Origin of the sequence: Bradyrhizobium sp. CCH5-F6, from assembly GCF_001556045.1 — a bacterium.
Lineage (GTDB): Bacteria > Pseudomonadota > Alphaproteobacteria > Rhizobiales > Xanthobacteraceae > Bradyrhizobium.
This window is the reverse complement of the sequence record NZ_LSIC01000051.1, coordinates 26,326-42,322: the sequence shown is the minus strand read 5'-3', so window position 1 is coordinate 42,322 and position 15,997 is coordinate 26,326. Positions and strand designations below refer to the sequence as shown.

Below are 15,997 nucleotides of genomic sequence, written 5' to 3'. Positions count from 1 at the left end.
CGCCTCCGCCGCCCTGCGCCAACGCCGAGCTCATATTGCCAACCACCATAGTTGCGGCAAGAACTGCCGCGATTGCGCGCTTGTTCATAGGTGCTCTCCTTATCTGGAGTGCGGAGAACTTGGGCTCACGTAGGACGTTCCAATGTCGGCCGGGCCCCTGGGGCCACCAAGGAACTGGTCAACTAGCCAGGGATTAGCCCGGGTGCATTGGTCCGTTGGCAGGACTTAGGTGAACGAATGCGAGGATAAATGCAGCGCAAAAATTCAGATGCGATCACGCCCCGATTTGAGAGACCGGCCGACGGCTACGAAATCCTCGTAACCTGGCCGGATTTCCGCGAGGGCCACCATGACCAGGAGATCTGGTACGCCAATGTGAGCGATCAGGCGGAGGCCGTTCGCCTCGTGCAGCAAGCCTGTGGCGCGTTAAACGATGCCAAGATCGAGATCCTTGCGCCCGCGGCTGAAGCCTTCCTTGCCAACCACGGGGTCCGTGCCGGCGAGGTTAAGCGCGCAACTTCGCGGTTTAGCGGCGCCTGACCCGAGAAGAAGGGCTCAAGATTTTTAAGCATGCGAGATTGAGATGCCATCTGCCCCCCAGCGCGAAAAAGGACAGTCGAAGCCGCTCGTCCTGATCACAGGAGCAAGCGGCTTCATTGGAAAGGCGGTGGTCCGCCGCCTTGCGGACGACTATCGCCTGATCGGTCTCGACCGGGCTGGACCGCCCGATCCGCCGTGCCCGGCTCACGCCATCGATTTTGATGTTAGCTCGAGCGAACAGGTCAAAACCGCGCTTGCAAGTGTAAGGTCTCGCTTCGGTAGACAGATCGCTTCCGTTCTGCACCTGGCTGCCTATTTCGACCTGTCGGGCGAGCCGAGCCCATTGTATGACCGAATCACGGTTGAGGGCACGCGACGGCTGATCGAGGCCCTGCAGGAGTTCGAAGTTGGGCAATTCATTTTTGCGAGCTCGATGCTCGTGCACGAGGCGACCGATAGTCCTGAGAAAACGATCAACGAGGATTCGCCAATTAAGCCGTCATGGGCTTACCCGGAATCGAAGGTGCGCACCGAGGATCTGCTCCGAAAAGAGCATGGAAAGATCCCAGTCGTGCTGCTCAGGATTGCCGGTGTCTATGACGACTTGGCCCATAATCCTTTCCTTGCCGAACAGATTTCGCGCATCTACGAGCACAGGCTGAGCGCGCATGTCTACCCCGGAATGTTGTGCGCCGGCCAATCGTTCGTGCACGTCGATGATTTGACAGAAGCCGTGGCGCGGCTGATTGCCCATCGCAACCGATTGCCACGAGAGCTACCGCTCCTCGTCGGCGAGACCGAGGCGTTAGGCTATGCCGAGGTGCAGAACATCGTGGGGCAGGTGTTGCACAAGGAACACTGGACCACGTTGCGAATGCCCCAGGAAATGGCCAGCATCGGCGCATGGCTTGCGGACAACGTCCTCGGCGAAAAAGAGTTTATAAGACCTTGGATGATTGCGCAGGCAAACGCGCATTATCCGCTCGATACCACGCGAGCTCACAAATTGCTCGAATGGGAGCCACACCATTCTTTGCGGCGTACGCTGCCAAAAATCGTCGCTTCACTCAAGAGCAATCCGACTTCCTGGTACAAGAGCAACAAGCTCGATGCTGCGCGGGTTGCCTGGTACGGTAGTGGGACCGGCTCGCCTGCTGAGGACATCTCCGGCCCCGCCGAGCCGCAGCAGACTTCGTCACCATCACGGCGCCAGGGCCACGTTGGTCATTGCACACAAAACGGCTCGCGGACGACTGAGGCCTCCCGTGGGCACCATGCTGATCATATGCAGATGATGGAAGAAGACGCCAGACGCACGCGCTGGGCGCACTTCGCCAATGTCGGTCTTGGCTTTTGGTTGGCTGCGAGCCCCGCGGTCTATGATGCCCTCGCCAACAACTCCGTCGGTCCAAGGGTGTTTGAGGTCACATTGGAGCGTCGCTTGCCGCCGGTCGAATGGCGCGCAGACATGCTCATGACAAGCGACGTCGTGAGCGGACTTCTGATTGCAATCTTCGGCGCGCTGTCGCTTTCGCGGAAAACGGCCTGGTTTGCGCAATGGGCCAACACGCTCGTTGGCATCTGGCTTCTGTTTGCTCCGCTGTTGTTCTGGAGCCCTAGCGCGGCGCAATATAACAACGATATGCTCGTGGGCACCCTGGTCATCGCGTTTGCAGTGCTGGTGCCTATGATGCCCGGGATGAGCATGGCAGCGATGATGGATCGCAAGGTCGTGCCGCCCGGCTGGACTTACTGCCCGTCGACCGGCGCACAGCGCCTGCCGATTGCCGCGATGGGCCTGACTGGCCTCTTGATTGCGCGTATGCTCACCGCCTACCAGCTTGGTCATGTTGACCACGTCTGGGAGCCGTTCTTTAGCGGCGACTTGGCCGATCCGCGGAACGGGACTGAGGAGATCATCACATCTTCTGTCTCAAAGGCCTGGCCGATACCCGATGCGGGACTTGGGGCTGTAAGCTACACCTTGGAGATTGTGATGGCCGTCATGGGTGGCCGCGACCGCTGGCGCACCATGCCATGGATGGTGACGTTCTTTGGAATCCTGGTGATCCCGCTGGGCGTCATCAGTATCTACTTCATCATCATCCAGCCAATCGTCATCGGAACCTGGAGCACGCCGGCCCTGATTGCTGCTTTGGCCATGCTCATCATGATCCCGTTCGCGCTCGATGAAGTGATCGCGATGGGCCAGTTCCTCTACTGGGCGTTCTGCCAGGGCAAACCGGTCTTGCGTACGTTTCTTCAGGGCGACGCGATCGAGCGCGGCGCCGAGGATGACCACGACACTTTGTCCAGCGTGAGAGCATTCTGGAGCGATACCATCAAAGGCACAACAGCGCCCTGGAATCTGGTTTGCGCAATGGGAATAGGAGGCCTGTTGATGCTGAGCAGGTTGTTGTTTGGCGCCAGCGGCTCGGCGGCCAACAGCGACCATCTGATCGGCGCTCTTGTTTTGACCATAGCGATCATTGCAACGGCCGAAGTGGCGCGTCCGCTGCGCTTCGTCAACATCCTGTTCGGCTGTTGGCTGATCGCTGCGCCTTGGCTGCTTCGCGGCGCGACATGGCACAGCGCTATCGTGGACGTGGCTTTTGGTATTGCGCTGATAATGACAAGCCTGCCGCGTGGAGTGAGGAGCCGCGAGCATTACGCATCTTGGGACAGGTATATCGTCTGAGCTTCGGGAACCAGGCGCCGGTTAGCCCGAAGGACTTGGCATGTCGCGGTCGCACGAGCTCTGAAACGGATAACGTGTGTGCCTGACGAGCGGCAAACGGAGACAAAAGATGGACCCTCACAGCCTGATCCGTCACGCAATCGCATCGGCCTCTGATCGACCCCGCGGAGGTTTGCAGCCTGTTGTCACAGCTATTGTCAGCTTGTTTCTTTTGTTGGCCGTCGTAGACGCTGCCCCGGCAGGCCCGTGCACGAGAGAAATCCTGAAGATGCAAGCCGCTCTTGACGCCCTCGCCGCCAGCAGCCCTGAGAAGACCGCGCACCAGAGCATTGCGGCCCAGCGACATCGCCAACCTACACCACGTTCCGTGTCAAGGGGATGGCGGCAGGCGAGGGCGGACGAGCGCCATGACCGCTTGGCACTCGCGCGCGCTCGGTCGGCGGATACAAGGGGCGACGCCACGGCGTGCAAGCGCGCGCTTGCCGAAGCCCGCATGTCCTCTTCTAACCAGCGAGTGCGTCCACGAGCACGCCCCTAGGTAAGCGCTCCGGTAACCTTGCTGTGAAAGCCAGTCCGGAAAAATGGAGCCGTGGCTTGACGCTCAATCAGATGATTTGGACGACAATTGCACTTCTGATACAGAGAGAAGCCGTATCGGATGTGCGCAGTCTACGAGTTAGTTCTCTCCTATCGATTTGCTCTGGGATCGCTGACTGGCGCCTGCAAATATTTGATGCCTTATTGAAGCTACTATCTGGTCCTACCTGGCCGAGAGGCCGCGGAACTCCAGTAAAGCGGGCAGGAACGACGCTGCGGGCGGCTCCGCGGAACAAGCGGCGATGTACCTCGTTGAGGGCGGTATGCTTGTTAAGGAGGACAAATATGAAAACTATGACAGCCATTCTGTGCGCCGCCGTTCTGGCGCTCGGGTCCGTTGCATATGCAGAGGATCATCCCGTGCGTATAGATGAACATCATGATGACGGCCACGGTACGCACGCGAACGGGCCAGACATCCACGTCAACACCGACCACTCAACTGTCGGAGCCCATGTTGACAACCACGGTGCCGGGGTCGATACCCACGCTGCAGCGCCCCACGATCAAGCGGGCCACGGTGATCATCGCGACAATCCTGCGCCGCGGGATCATTGAGCCGCTGCTGATGTAGCGCTCGGTGCGCAAAGCTTGGGACGCGCTTGATAAAAGACACATTGACTGAGAGTTGGCATGCAATCTTTGAAACCTAAACTCTTGGCAGCGGCTGCCGGACTGCTCTCGCTGAGCTTGGCCGGGAGCGTTGCGGCCCAAGACGTACATGGGGCGCCATCGCACGACCGCGCCACACACGGGACCTTGAGCTTTGCCCCTGAGCACGGGGCCATTCTGCACGAGCACGCCAGCAGCCAGCACTTTGATTCCGTGCATGAGCCGGGCTTCCACGCCGAGGCGGGGGGACACTTGCCGGGCTCGGTTAGTCTCCACCCGCTGCCGGATCGATTTGTGACCCAAGTACCAGGCGCGCACGCTTATCAGTATGGTATTGTCAACGATCGACGCGTCATCGTTGACCCACGCAGCCGGCGGATCCTGCACGTTTATGAGTAAACCGTTTTGGCCGGCGCAGATGTGTGCTCACTGAGTTCACATTTGCGGCACGCAGTATCGTCCGGCTCGCCAAGATGAGGCGACCCGGCGAGGGAAGATGACGCGATTAGCAAAGCCGTTGAGCTTTTTTGTTGAATTGAAATAGGCCAGAGCCAGGATTTGATCACTCCGCACCAAAAAGTTTAGAATTGTTTTGATCTAGACCGATTCAAAAATCGCTTCGCGCTATTCGCATTGACCCGCAATTTTGTCGCCGATACCAACGCCGGCATCGTTCATCGCAATTGATGCGCATGAGCGATCTGTGGGGGACGAAGTATGGGCGGGACAAAGGCACCGAGGTCATTGCGCGCGATCGCGGCGGTGCATCCGATCGATGGGCCAAGCGACAACAATTCCGGCAAAAGGGTCTCCGCAGTCGCCGGTTTGATCGCAGTGGCCTCCTTCTCAGGCAGCGCGGAAGCGCAGCAAACCAGCCTTCCGCCAGTCACGGTGGACGCACCTGTCGAGCGGCCACGAGCGCTCGCGTCCAAGCCCTCGCCCGAGCAGGTCCGCGCCCGCAATGCCTTACGGCGCGCCGCGCAGCGCAACCAGCCCGCGGCCGCTCCGCTGCCCTTCCCGAACGCCGGCGGTTTGGCACCGGACCGCAACCCCTATGCCGACCCGATCGCACCCTACAAGGTCGATCGGCTGCAGGCGTCCGGCAAGTTTCCAGAGCCGCTGCTCAATACGCCGAAGACCGTCACCGTGCTCAGCAAGGAGGTGCTCGAGGACAAGAACGCGACCACCTTGAAGCAGGCAATCCTGAGCACGGCTGGCGTGACCCTCGGTACGGGCGAGGGCGGCAATGCCTTCGGCGATCGCTTCTTCATCCGCGGTTTTGATGCGCGCAACGACATCTTCATCGACGGCGTGCGCGATCCCGGCGTGAGCGTGCGCGAGAATTTCTTCACCGAGCAGGTCGAGATCCTGCGTGGTCCCGGCTCGTCCTTTGCCGGCCGCGGCACCACGGGCGGCGCCATCAACATCGTGACCAAGCAGGCCACCACCGAGAAGAGCTTCTACAACATGGACACCACGTTTGGCACCGACAAGACCAAGCGTGTGGTGCTCGACGTCAACCAGGTAATCAGCCCGAGCTTTGCGGTGCGCGCAGGCGGCTTGTTCCAGGACGCGGGCGTTGCGGGGCGCGATTTCGTCAGTGATGACAGGGGCGGCGGCTTTGTCGCCGCCAAATGGACGCCGACTGATGCCGTGAAGGTCACTGCCGGCTATATCCACACCGACCTGCACGGGTTGCCCGACTTCGGCGTGCCCTATTATCGGCCGAGCACGGCGAGTACCGCCGGCGGACCGTTCCCTGATTTTGGCTCCAATCGCAACAACTGGTACGGGTTCGTCAACCGCGACTTCTTCCAGGTCAAGCAGGACATCGCCAGCATCAACACGGAGGTGCAGGTCGCGCCGGATCTGCTGGTCAGCAACAAGACGAGGGCGTCGCAGTCGCTGCTCAATTACATCGGCACCCTGCCGGAGGCCCCGGTGATCGCGAATCCGCTGTCAGCCTCGACGCTGACGGCAAATCCGCAGAGCCGCTATCAGGTCACCAACGTTCTGGTCAATCAGACCGAGGCCACCTACAAGTTTGCAACCGAGGGCTGGCATCACACGGCGCTGGCGGGTGTGGAGGTGTCGCAGGAAACAGCCAAGATCGACAAGTATACAGGATTGAGCTCTGAAGCGCTGGGCGGTGCGCCCGCGAGCGGTTCGGTCCCGGGTGTCAGCGTCTTCAATCCGCAATACACCTTCTTGCCGTTTGGTACGCCGTCATTGGCCGGATTCCCAACCAGGCTGGGAATCGACACGACGAGCGCGTATCTGCTCGACACCGCGAACTTCAACGACCTTGTCATTCTCAACGGCGGCGTTCGCTACGATGATTACAATATCAAGGTGAACGGCTACGGCACTGTCAACGGCGTTGCCAACGTCTTCGGGCAACAGGAGCAGCGCTACGGTCTGCCGAACTTCAACCTTGGCATGGTGCTCAAACCCATGCCGATCGCGAGCGTCTACGCCGCCTATGCGACCTCGTCGAACCCGGTCGGCTCAGAGTTCGATGGGACGAGCGCTCAGTATGGTGGCCTGGCGCCGACCCTGAACGGCAACGCCAACCAGATCTTCGGACCCGAGAAAAACAGGGCGATCGAGATCGGCACGAAGTGGGAGCTGTTCGACCGCCACCTGCTGCTGACCGCTGCGGTGTTCCAGACCGAGAAGGAAAACGCGCGCGAGTCGCGCAACATCACGCCTGCGACTGCGACTACAAGCTGTCCGTACCCAACCGGTTCGACCGGCGCCGTGTCGTGCATCAGCGCCGGCGCGGCCTACCGCATCCGCGGCATCGATCTGGAAGCAGGCGGCAAGATCACGGACAAATGGAGCGTGTTCGGTGGTCTCGTGCTGATGCAGTCGGAGGTGACGAAATCATTGATCCCGCCAGGCAACACGATTCTCTACGCGAGCAATGTCGGGTTGCCGCTGGCCAATGTCGCGCATCAGTCCTTCAGCCTGCTGACCAAATACCAGCTGACGGATGTATGGGAGCTCGGCGGGCAGGCGGTGTACCGCTCCAAGATCTACGGCGGCACATTCCTCGCCGCGAACCAGGGCACGTCGCTGCCGAGCTATTGGCGGTTCGACGCCTTCGCGGAAGCCAAGGTGAACAAGAACTGGACCGTGAAGCTGTTCGTGAACAACATCTTCGATAAGCGCTACTACGACGCCCTGTACCAAAGCGCTGCACCTTTCGCGCTGCAAGCTCCAGGGCGCGCGGCTTATCTCGTTGTTTCAGCGCGCTACTGACAGGCAAAGACGGTCAAAAATGCACGGTTGTCAATGAAAGCTCGCGCTGAATCGCTTTGCGCAGGAGCCTGTCTGACTACAGGGCGTTCTTCCGTGGTATGGTGACTGGTTCGGAAAACATGGGCTGTCTCGGCTGCAGATTTCGCCACAGGAGGCCTCTTAGGGGATTGACTACGTCGGAGGGTTATCTCTCCGTCGCATTGACGGCATCGACGCGGGACTGGGTACGCCTTGATCCACCGGTCATTAGCGGAGCCGAAACAAACTTGCGGGCGAGCGCGCCGATCATACCGAATTCCTTTCCAAATTCCTGTGTTCGCGATGACCGGCCCAGCTGATTTATGGCATTCAACCTCCTTTCCCTCCTGAACGCGCCATCTATCAGCACCATTGCTCACGTAAGGAGCGCCTCATGGTCCATGCCGCCGGATGGCGGGCTGGAGCCGCTGATTTGGCAGCCTTATGATGAGGCGGCTGATTCTCGTCGGGCCACGAAAGCAATTGCCGCGTCCGACAGGCAAACTGCTGATAGAGCCAACGCGATGCGGAGCGAAGACGGTCTTGGTTTGATCTCGCGCCCTCTGACATCTCAAGGCGCATATGTTCTTTTTGCGAGCAGGTTCGCGCGCAATTTCTACGCCATCGTCGCAACGCATCAGCCGATTCCGAGCCTGCTCATGGGCCCTGCTTGGCGCTTCCTTTGCGTCCTGAAGGGCAGAAGCGCGCGTCAGGAGGCTTTGCGCAGTAAAGATGCTCTCCGTGCGATGCAGCGAGATGGCTGTTATTTGTTTTGTGCACCGCCAGATGCTTTTTGCCTTCGCAACAGGCGTTCAAAAACCGATGCGCGTTGAGCTTGGGTGTCCACTCCCGGCCGTCGTCCTAGAGGAGATCTGTCGGCGCGGCGGCCTAAACGAGCAACGCTGTGGAACCAAAATTTTTCAGGGATGTTTGCCTCTTGGAATAAAAGGTCAACAAATCGGAGTTTGACAATGAAGCGAGTAGCAATCGCGACCGCGGCTATGTTCTTGGCCTCCGTCGTCTCGACGCAAGCGATGACGCCGGCGCCCGCCCGAGTTCTCAAAAGCGGAGCAGAGGTCACGCAGATCAAAAAAAAAAGAAAATGCATCACATGTCCGGAATGAAGGGACATAAGATGACGGGACATAAGATGTCCGGGATGTCAGAGCACAAGAGCGGCATGAGCGGTATGGGTGATAACGACAAGATGCCCGGGATGAGCGGCGACCATGGCAAGATGAAGGGCATGAAGGGGATGTAATCCCGGTTAGAAGACCGATCGATCTTCTTCTTCAGTGTTCCTGCTGTGTCGGCCCGCATCTCGCGCAACCTGAACGTATAAGGATGACCTATGGCTAAAACAAACCGCTTCCTGACGCCTCTTGCTTTCGCAGCGCTATTGTCATTTTCTCCTACAAGTTCCTTTGCCCAGGTAGAGGTGGGGCCTGGCGGAATCACGGTGGGTCCTCACCACGACAACGACGGGCATGGACATGGCGCGGCCGTTGTCCATGGGGATAACGACCACGGCGTTCAAACCCATGGTCAAGGTCATGACGGCGCGGCTGTTGTAATCCAAGGCGACCACGGCGGCCGGGGCAGCGATCACCGCTCCGACCACAATCCAGATCGGCCGGACACTCGCCATTAAGCCGTGGCGGTTTACGTCGGGGTATCGACGGACCTTGAGAAGGACACTTGAGGTTGCGCGCCCCTTGTGTCCTTCGCTCCTCGTTCTGTCGCGGAAAAAGGAGGGACAGAAGCGGTCAGGATGGCTCGTCTCCCGAGTTTCGCTCGAGGGACCCGGTCAGATGTTACGGAGCCAAGATGCGGGCTGTCATGCGCAGAAAGTGCTGATGCGACAGATCGGCCATAAACGGCAGCGCGACGACCAGCGTGAGAAAGGTTGCAACAATCTTCGGGACGTAAATGAGCGTCTGCTCCTGTATCTGTGTCAAGGCTTGGAGCAGCGACACGAGGACACCGGTGATGGTTCCCACAACCATCAGGGGCGCAGATACCAGGACGACGGTGAAGAGGGCTTCCTCGGCCGAGGCCATCACTTCCGGGCCCGTCATTCGAACTCCCAAAAAAGGGTTAAGCTGCGCCAGTTTCGTATGAAATGGTTAACGAAATGTTAATGTCTTCCATTTTGAAGGCTGATCAGGCTCTTGAACCTGTATGAGAGCTGAGCTCGTGACACGGTCCTGCAAGCTGCAGCGACCGCTGCGCGGGGCAATTTCGATCCGCGAGGCGTCACACTGTTGTAGGATCGAGCGCTTGCGGTGATTCGTAGTGGGGCGATGAACATGGGCGAAACTACGCTAATTCACCTTTCACGTCTGATCGCGCTCGAACGCAAGCTTGACGTCGTGGCCCACAACGTCGCCAATTCAAGCAGCACAGGATTTCGTGCGCGCGACCTGTCTTTCCAGGAATATCTCAAGCCAGAGAAAGGGTTGGATGAAGCGGGGAAGAAGGAGCGCCCCCTCTCCCTGGTCGATCCGCGATTCCAATTCAGTAACGAAAGTCAGGGGGCGCTCCAATCGACCGGCAATCCGCTCGATTTGGCCATTCAGGGCGAAGGATATTTTGTTGTTCGAACCGGCCAGGGAGATCGCTACACCCGAGCCGGCGCATTGACGATTAGCGCTTCAGGCCAGATCGTGACCCTTTCTGGCGAACCGATTTTGGGCAGGAATGGTCCTCTCCAGGTTCCTGCTGACGATCGCGATATCAGTGTCGCGAGCGACGGAACTGTGAGCACCAAACGCGCCATTCTCGGACAGCTCCGTTTGGTTGGATTTTCAGATCGAGCGCGCCTGCGACCCGCCGGCGAAAGTTTGCTTGAGACTGACCAACCGCCCATCGATCTTGGCCGTGGTCAGGTTAGCCTCGCCAGCGGATACCTTGAGAAGTCTAACGTAGAAACCACGCGGGAAATGATCCGATTGGCTGAAATTACCCGTTCCTATGAGATGGTGGGAAGACTGTTGAAAGATTCCCAGGACGCTAACGATCTGAACAAGCTCGGGAACGTGCCGGAGTGAGCAGCACCTTGCGGCCTTGAGATCCCTGATCGTGCTACCGCGCTTGTTCCTTCACTTTCTCTGCGCTGCACTCCGGGTGAGTTCACCTCGCTTGTATCATCATTCGTGGTGACCGCCGCCGTGTCCTCCAAACCCATGCCCGCCGAAACCATGCCCGCCAAATCCATGCCCACCGAACCCGTGCCCACCGTCATAATGGTGTCCTCCGAAACCGAAGACGACGCTAGGTCCATAACCATAGCTACCAGGATAGTAACCGTTGTCATAATAGGGGGCACGAACAACGCGGCGTGAGCGATAGCATCTGCCGTAATTGTCGCAGACAAGATGGACAGTCTGCTTATATTCGTTCGCGGCAGGACTTACAGGATGAGCGGCCAGTGGATTCGCCACTAAAGGAGCTGCTGATGCCGAGGTAGCCATCGTCGTGGCGAAAAGGCCGGCAATAACCATAAGCTGCGATGATTTGCGAAACACGGACATGATCAGGATCTCCTCAACGACGACGATTGAACTGTAAGCAATGGAGGCCGCCCCGGGTTCCTTTGCTACAGGAAAGAAACATCGATCAGGAAGCTGGCCTCATAGATTTTGCACCGCAACATGAAGTTTGCTTCTAGCTAGTCCAGGAAACGACTTTCAATCAAGACAGGCGTCAACAGATGGACGAAAAGCGCGACGAATTCAGATCCCGCGTTTTGAAGGCCGCAACCATCAGTTTTGGCAACGGCGGGGTCATCAGTTGTGTCATTCGCAACTTGTCCCCGCGAGGGGCTGCGCTTGACGTCGAAAGTTCGCTCGACATACCCGACGAGTTCAAGCTGATCCTGGATCGGGAGGAAGAGCATTATCATTGCCGCTTGATCTGGCGTAAAGCAAAGCGCATCGGCGTTCGCTTTCGTTCTGGACCGGAGTGATGGACCCTAAATTAGAAGCGCGAAGAACCACAAATCTCCAAGATCCTAAGGATCGCCCAAGCCATCAAGTTTGCGCAGCCTATTATGGATGGCGGTCGCGGCGATCGCAGCCTGCCCGCAAGCGACGCTGATCTGATCAAGCCCCTGTACGACGTCTCCAGCCGCATAGAGGCCGCTCACATCAGTCATTTGATGCGAATCGACGAGGATGCATCCCTGACTGGAGAGCGAAGCTCCCAAAGATCGCAGCAAATCCGTGTTGCTGCTGGAGCCCAAGGCCGGATAGAGAGTGTCGAATGAAAGGCGCGCAGCTGAGGCGGTTTCGATCAAAATTTTCCTTGGTCGATTGTCAAGCGGGCGATCGGCTGTTCGATCAGCGAGACGCCCGCGGCTGCAAGCTGTCTTGAACTGCATTCATTCATCGCTGAAGCAGATATAAGGGTCACATCCTGGCTGTACGTGCGCAGAAACACAGCCTCGCGTACGCCATGAGGACCCTTGCCCAAGACGACAATCTTTTGGCCTTTGGCTTCAAAGCCGTCGCAAACGGGACAATAGCGGATAAGGCCGGCTGCGACGGCATCACGGTGGACCTGTGCACTCATGTCGGGCCGGTGATTGACAACGCCCGTCGCCAGAAGAAGCGTTCGCGCGGCTGCCGTTTCTTCGGCGAAGTCGACCAGAAATCCCTCGTGGATCCGCGCAACAGCGATCGCCTTTTCGGTGAGAATTTCAGTGGCCAACTTGGTGAGGTGCTGTCGCATGCGCCCCAGGATCTCTGTGCCGGTTATGCCGGCGGGGAAAAGCGGTTGGTTGTGCGAAACCGGTATCCAGGCAGCTCGGCTTTCGCCGGCGTCAATCACGCAGACCTTACGCCGAAATCGGGCCAGATAGAGTGCAGCAGTCAGCCCCGCAGGACCACCACCGATGATGATGCAATCAAGCACGGGGCCCGTCATATTGCGCGAGGACTTTTTGAGACTGTCCGTGACAATCTCGGCCGCGCCAGGCCGAAGTATCGCGGCCGATCAGCGCAGACATACGAAGACATCGCCGTTACGTGAAATCTCCGCCTTGCATTGCAGTGATCATCACCAAGCGCTCGATCTTGCTCTTCTTTCAGTGCGACCACGCGGCATCCAATCAGCAAGAAGGATTCTCGAACTCGATCATGGTGGGCGCGGCCACGACTTCGGGCGGTCCTGTGCCGTCACCCACCATGATCCGGGGTTGGGACCCCCGCTTCAGCAGGAGGCGTTTCTGCTGAAGTTCGCCGAACCGACCATCTCACCTTTTCCCAGCTTGAACGCCTTTCGAGGCGCTCAGCTTTGCCCCCCTGTACCCCAGAAGGGTATAATCCTTGCCCCCTCTCTTCAAGAGCTTCCCGATGCGAACGAGAGGCGCACGCTCCTAAAAGGCCACGGTTGGGAGGGATCACGATCAAGCGCCGTCGAGGCGAGGAGCAGAAGACGTTTTGCGGACAATTGGTCCCCTCAACGGTTGTAGATACGCAAAAACCTCAAAAGCCTTGACTGGCAGGACGCCTCGCGCCCGGAACAATTGAGAGAAGCCGTCCGCAGACGTGCCGCCAGGCGGTTTAAACCAATAAGCCACACCGAGGCTAAACTTCGCGTTTTCCAATTCGTCCGGCTTGGCATGAACTATAATTTGGTGCAAATATCCCCGCTGGGTAGTCTCAGAGAACCGTCTTGCAGACGAATCGGCCTTAATGCTGACGCTTGTGACCAAATCTTTTCGCGCAAGAGCAGCTTGGCTGCTCGCGATTTTCTATGTGATTTGCGTCCTGTCGCCAGCTCTTGCGGTCGCTATGGACGCAGGACGAAACATCGCTTGCCTCGTCGACGAAGATCAGCATTCTGGCGCCTCTCACATCCATTCCGTTCAATCCGCAAGTGTGCATCACGTTGATGCGGAGAGCGATATTGCGCAGCGGGCCGGCGTTGGGTTGAAAGCTGCTTCGTCGGAGGTGGCGGGCGAAGCATCGGGGGCCGCGCACGGCTCGGGTGATACCCACAAACATCACAGCAATCAGTGCTGTGGCGTGTCATGCGTGAGTGCCCTGCCTGCGGCCTTGGCCGAAATCGGTCAGCCCGCTATTCCCCCTGCGCAGCATCAATCTCTGCTTGTGCAAGTTTTGGGAACTGCGGCTTCCAAGCCGCTCTACCGCCCGCCAATCGCCTGAACTGAAGGTCCGAAACTCGCGAAGCGAGCCCATAGGGCTCGCGCCGCAGTCGCGCATCATCAGTTCAGGAGAATCATATGGCCGCCGGATCAGGTGCGCCGTTCGCCGGAATGGCGAATGCGGCTCGCTTACGTAAATTCGTGCTCATGTCTGCGCAAATGATGCTGATCGGTGCTGGCCTTTCCGGGTGCGCCGTTCCGTTGCGCGAAGGGTTTGGTTCGCAGGAGGGGCTGATATCGCCCGATCACCGAGCCATGCTGGCTTCAGCACAGGACGCAGCCGTTCAAAGGCAAAGCCAGAGCACAACATGCATGGTGGAATTCAAGCGAGGCAACGAGGGAAAAAGATGCGTAATGGGGGGATAGGCCGCGCCGCCTGGCCAAGCAGGAGCGCGAGCAAAGTGACGGGCAATCGAATCGCGGCCGCAAGCCTGGTTCTAAGCCTTGCTGTTCTGGGGGGATGTACGCCACCGCCTTATTTGCTCGCCGGTTCTGACCCGGCCGATCCTGCTGTTCCAGTGGCTGGGACGGGCTACCGCTCGACGGTCGCGCCTTACACGCACCTTCGGCCGGCCGCTCCAAAGGGCTGGCAGGAGCAGAACCAACAAGTCGCGCCAACGCCGAAGCGGGCTCAATAGGAGAAGCGATGTTGACCCGATCAAATCCGATGCATGTTCGTCGTGCGATGCCGATCCTTTCCGCGGTTGCCGGCGCGCTGCTGCTTTCCGGATGTGCCGCCTTTTCGCCGGATGCCGGCATGTCCGTCGTCGCAGATGTGGCGCAGCAGACCATCAAGAAAGACGTCGTTGCGATCCGCTCGGCGGAAGACGCAGAATGGGCAAATAACGCCGTCCGCCGGCTGTTGCGGCGCGGCCTCACCGTGGACAGCGCCGTTCAAATCGCCTTGTTGAACAATCGTGGATTGCAGGCGGCCTATAATGAGCTCGCGATCGCAGAGGCGGATCTTGTTCAGGACAGCCTGCCTCCTAATCCCACGTTCTCGATTAGCCGGATCGCTGGCGATGGAGCAGTCGAAATCGAGCGACAAATCGTCGGCGACATTTTAGCGCTTGCGACATTGCCGTTCCGCTCCGAAATCGCACGCCAACGTTTTCAGGCTGCACAACTGCGAGCCGCCGAAGAAACGCTGCGGCTCGCGGCGGAAGTCAGACGGGCCTATTATCGGGCGCTCGCTGCAAACGAGCTTGTCGGTTTGTTCACCGATGCAAAATCCACGGCTGAAGCAACCGCACAGCTCGCGCTTAAGCTTGGCGAGACAGGGGCGATGAACAAGCTCGACCAGGCCCGCGAACAGGCGTTCTATGCCGAAACTGCGGCAGAGCTGGCAACCCTTCGCCAAGAGGCGATATCATCGCGCGAACGCTTGGCGCGGCTATTAGGATTGTGGAACGGCGATCTGGGCTTTCACTTGCCGGGTAAGCTGCCTATCTTACCAGCGCGACCCTTCTCCCTGCCGTTTATCGAAGTTGATGCCGTCACGCATCGCCTCGATCTTCAGATTGCACGGATTGAACTGGCGGCTTTGGCAAAATCTCTTGCGCTGACGAATGCGTCACGTTTCATCACGGTTCTTGATGCTGCAGGCATCGACCGTAAGACGCGTGATCCCGAGGGAACTCCGTTCCGGGAACGTGGCTTTGACGTTCAGTTCCAAATTCCGATCTTCGACGGCGGCGAGGTGCGTGTTCGACGTGCGCTCGCGACGTACAATGAAGCGTTCAATCTGTTGACGGAAAGAGCCGTCAATGTCCGCTCCGAAGCACGAGAAGCCTATCGTATCTACCGGTCGAGCTACGATATCGCCGGCCATTATCAGCGCGAGGTCTTGCCGCTCCGGAACATCATCTCAGATGAGATGCAGCTCCGCTTCTCGAGCATGCAAGTCGATATTTTCACGGTTCTGCAAGAGGCGCGCCAGCGCCTGGTCGCAATGCGGGCCGCGATCGAAGCCAAACGCGAGTTTTGGCTGGCAAAGGCCGAACTACAGACGGTCGTCAATGGTGGGGGCGGTGGAGAGGCGCGTCGGCAGACTCGTCCTTCCATCACGCAAGCGAACGCAGCTACCAACTGAGTGGAGA

Annotated in this window: 15 protein-coding genes; 10 read left to right on the top strand and 5 right to left on the bottom strand. The window is 58.7% G+C overall.

Annotated features, from left to right (window positions below; genetic code table 11):
* Window positions 1-249 precede the first annotated feature (249 nt).
* From AX729_RS09110 to AX729_RS09090, 5 genes are all read left to right on the top strand, one after another.
* Window positions 250-540, top strand: coding sequence for a hypothetical protein (locus AX729_RS09110; RefSeq protein ID WP_057196707.1), 291 nt, complete (start codon window positions 250-252; stop codon window positions 538-540).
* Between the two features lie 43 nt (window positions 541-583).
* Window positions 584-3,238 (top strand): NAD-dependent epimerase/dehydratase family protein, encoded by a 2,655-nt coding sequence (locus AX729_RS09105; protein WP_061022153.1) that lies wholly within the window; start codon window positions 584-586, stop codon window positions 3,236-3,238.
* A gap of 967 nt (window positions 3,239-4,205) precedes the next feature.
* Window positions 4,206-4,409: a hypothetical protein gene (locus AX729_RS09100; protein WP_057196705.1), complete on the top strand. Its 204-nt coding sequence runs from the start codon at window positions 4,206-4,208 to the stop codon at window positions 4,407-4,409.
* A 59-nt stretch (window positions 4,410-4,468) separates the two neighbouring features.
* Window positions 4,469-4,846 carry a DUF1236 domain-containing protein gene (locus AX729_RS41755; protein WP_057196704.1) on the top strand — a complete coding sequence of 126 codons (378 nt, stop codon included), beginning with the start codon at window positions 4,469-4,471 and terminating at the stop codon, window positions 4,844-4,846.
* Between the two features lie 318 nt (window positions 4,847-5,164).
* Window positions 5,165-7,711 carry a TonB-dependent receptor gene (locus AX729_RS09090; protein WP_057196703.1) on the top strand — a complete coding sequence of 849 codons (2,547 nt, stop codon included), beginning with the start codon at window positions 5,165-5,167 and terminating at the stop codon, window positions 7,709-7,711.
* A gap of 781 nt (window positions 7,712-8,492) precedes the next feature.
* Here the strand turns inward: AX729_RS09090 and AX729_RS39530 are convergent.
* Window positions 8,493-8,837 carry a hypothetical protein gene (locus tag AX729_RS39530; protein ID WP_156456825.1) on the bottom strand — a complete coding sequence of 115 codons (345 nt, stop codon included), beginning with the start codon at window positions 8,835-8,837 and terminating at the stop codon, window positions 8,493-8,495.
* A 706-nt stretch (window positions 8,838-9,543) separates the two neighbouring features.
* Entirely contained in the window at window positions 9,544-9,807 is a 264-nt protein-coding gene (locus tag AX729_RS09080; protein WP_057196700.1) for a flagellar biosynthetic protein FliQ, read from the bottom strand.
* Window positions 9,808-10,038: 231 nt separating this feature from the next.
* Between AX729_RS09080 and flgF the strand changes: the two genes are divergently transcribed.
* On the top strand, window positions 10,039-10,779 hold the full coding sequence (flgF, locus tag AX729_RS09075) for a flagellar basal-body rod protein FlgF (RefSeq protein ID WP_057196780.1): 741 nt from the start codon (window positions 10,039-10,041) through the stop codon (window positions 10,777-10,779).
* A gap of 99 nt (window positions 10,780-10,878) precedes the next feature.
* On the opposite strand, the gene AX729_RS39525 is transcribed toward flgF, so the two are convergent.
* The gene (locus tag AX729_RS39525) at window positions 10,879-11,262 is read right to left on the bottom strand and encodes a hypothetical protein (RefSeq protein ID WP_197433560.1); all 384 of its coding nucleotides are present in this window, start codon (window positions 11,260-11,262) and stop codon (window positions 10,879-10,881) included.
* A 179-nt stretch (window positions 11,263-11,441) separates the two neighbouring features.
* Between AX729_RS39525 and AX729_RS38510 the strand changes: the two genes are divergently transcribed.
* Window positions 11,442-11,696 (top strand): PilZ domain-containing protein, encoded by a 255-nt coding sequence (locus AX729_RS38510; RefSeq protein WP_057196699.1) that lies wholly within the window; start codon window positions 11,442-11,444, stop codon window positions 11,694-11,696.
* 45 nt (window positions 11,697-11,741) lie between these two features.
* On the opposite strand, the gene AX729_RS41505 is transcribed toward AX729_RS38510, so the two are convergent.
* Window positions 11,742-12,026, bottom strand: a complete 285-nt coding sequence (locus tag AX729_RS41505) for an NAD(P)/FAD-dependent oxidoreductase (protein WP_283806190.1) — start codon at window positions 12,024-12,026, stop codon at window positions 11,742-11,744.
* Window positions 12,023-12,643, bottom strand: coding sequence for an NAD(P)/FAD-dependent oxidoreductase (locus tag AX729_RS09060; protein ID WP_283806189.1), 621 nt, complete (start codon window positions 12,641-12,643; stop codon window positions 12,023-12,025). The genes AX729_RS41505 and AX729_RS09060 overlap by 4 nt, the downstream gene beginning before the upstream one ends.
* A 782-nt stretch (window positions 12,644-13,425) precedes the next feature.
* Between AX729_RS09060 and AX729_RS39520 the strand changes: the two genes are divergently transcribed.
* The 3 genes from AX729_RS39520 to AX729_RS09050 all read left to right on the top strand — a co-directional run bounded on the left by AX729_RS39520 (window position 13,426) and on the right by AX729_RS09050 (window position 15,990).
* Window positions 13,426-13,899 carry a hypothetical protein gene (locus AX729_RS39520; protein WP_156402700.1) on the top strand — a complete coding sequence of 158 codons (474 nt, stop codon included), beginning with the start codon at window positions 13,426-13,428 and terminating at the stop codon, window positions 13,897-13,899.
* A 77-nt stretch (window positions 13,900-13,976) separates the two neighbouring features.
* Window positions 13,977-14,264 (top strand): hypothetical protein, encoded by a 288-nt coding sequence (locus tag AX729_RS39515; RefSeq protein ID WP_156402699.1) that lies wholly within the window; start codon window positions 13,977-13,979, stop codon window positions 14,262-14,264.
* Window positions 14,265-14,565: 301 nt separating this feature from the next.
* A complete protein-coding gene (locus AX729_RS09050) occupies window positions 14,566-15,990 on the top strand; it encodes a TolC family protein (RefSeq protein ID WP_230646672.1) in 1,425 nt (474 codons plus the stop codon).
* Window positions 15,991-15,997: the final 7 nt, after the last annotated feature.

Excerpts from the sequence above, each read along its gene's own strand:
- AX729_RS38510 (WP_057196699.1), top strand. The coding sequence starts at position 11,442 with ATGGACGAAAAGCGCGACGAATTCAGATCCCGCGTTTTGAAGGCCGCA.
- AX729_RS39525 (WP_197433560.1), bottom strand. The coding sequence starts at position 11,262 with ATGTCCGTGTTTCGCAAATCATCGCAGCTTATGGTTATTGCCGGCCTT.
- AX729_RS09105 (WP_061022153.1), top strand. The coding sequence starts at position 584 with ATGCCATCTGCCCCCCAGCGCGAAAAAGGACAGTCGAAGCCGCTCGTC.
- AX729_RS09080 (WP_057196700.1), bottom strand. The coding sequence starts at position 9,807 with ATGACGGGCCCGGAAGTGATGGCCTCGGCCGAGGAAGCCCTCTTCACC.
- AX729_RS39530 (WP_156456825.1), bottom strand. The coding sequence starts at position 8,837 with ATGCATTTTCTTTTTTTTTTGATCTGCGTGACCTCTGCTCCGCTTTTG.
- AX729_RS39520 (WP_156402700.1), top strand. The coding sequence starts at position 13,426 with ATGCTGACGCTTGTGACCAAATCTTTTCGCGCAAGAGCAGCTTGGCTG.
- AX729_RS41755 (WP_057196704.1), top strand. The coding sequence starts at position 4,469 with ATGCAATCTTTGAAACCTAAACTCTTGGCAGCGGCTGCCGGACTGCTC.
- AX729_RS09050 (WP_230646672.1), top strand. The coding sequence starts at position 14,566 with ATGCATGTTCGTCGTGCGATGCCGATCCTTTCCGCGGTTGCCGGCGCG.
- AX729_RS09100 (WP_057196705.1), top strand. The coding sequence starts at position 4,206 with ATGAACATCATGATGACGGCCACGGTACGCACGCGAACGGGCCAGACA.
- AX729_RS09110 (WP_057196707.1), top strand. The coding sequence starts at position 250 with ATGCAGCGCAAAAATTCAGATGCGATCACGCCCCGATTTGAGAGACCG.
- AX729_RS09090 (WP_057196703.1), top strand. The coding sequence starts at position 5,165 with ATGGGCGGGACAAAGGCACCGAGGTCATTGCGCGCGATCGCGGCGGTG.
- flgF (WP_057196780.1), top strand. The coding sequence starts at position 10,039 with ATGGGCGAAACTACGCTAATTCACCTTTCACGTCTGATCGCGCTCGAA.
- AX729_RS39515 (WP_156402699.1), top strand. The coding sequence starts at position 13,977 with ATGGCCGCCGGATCAGGTGCGCCGTTCGCCGGAATGGCGAATGCGGCT.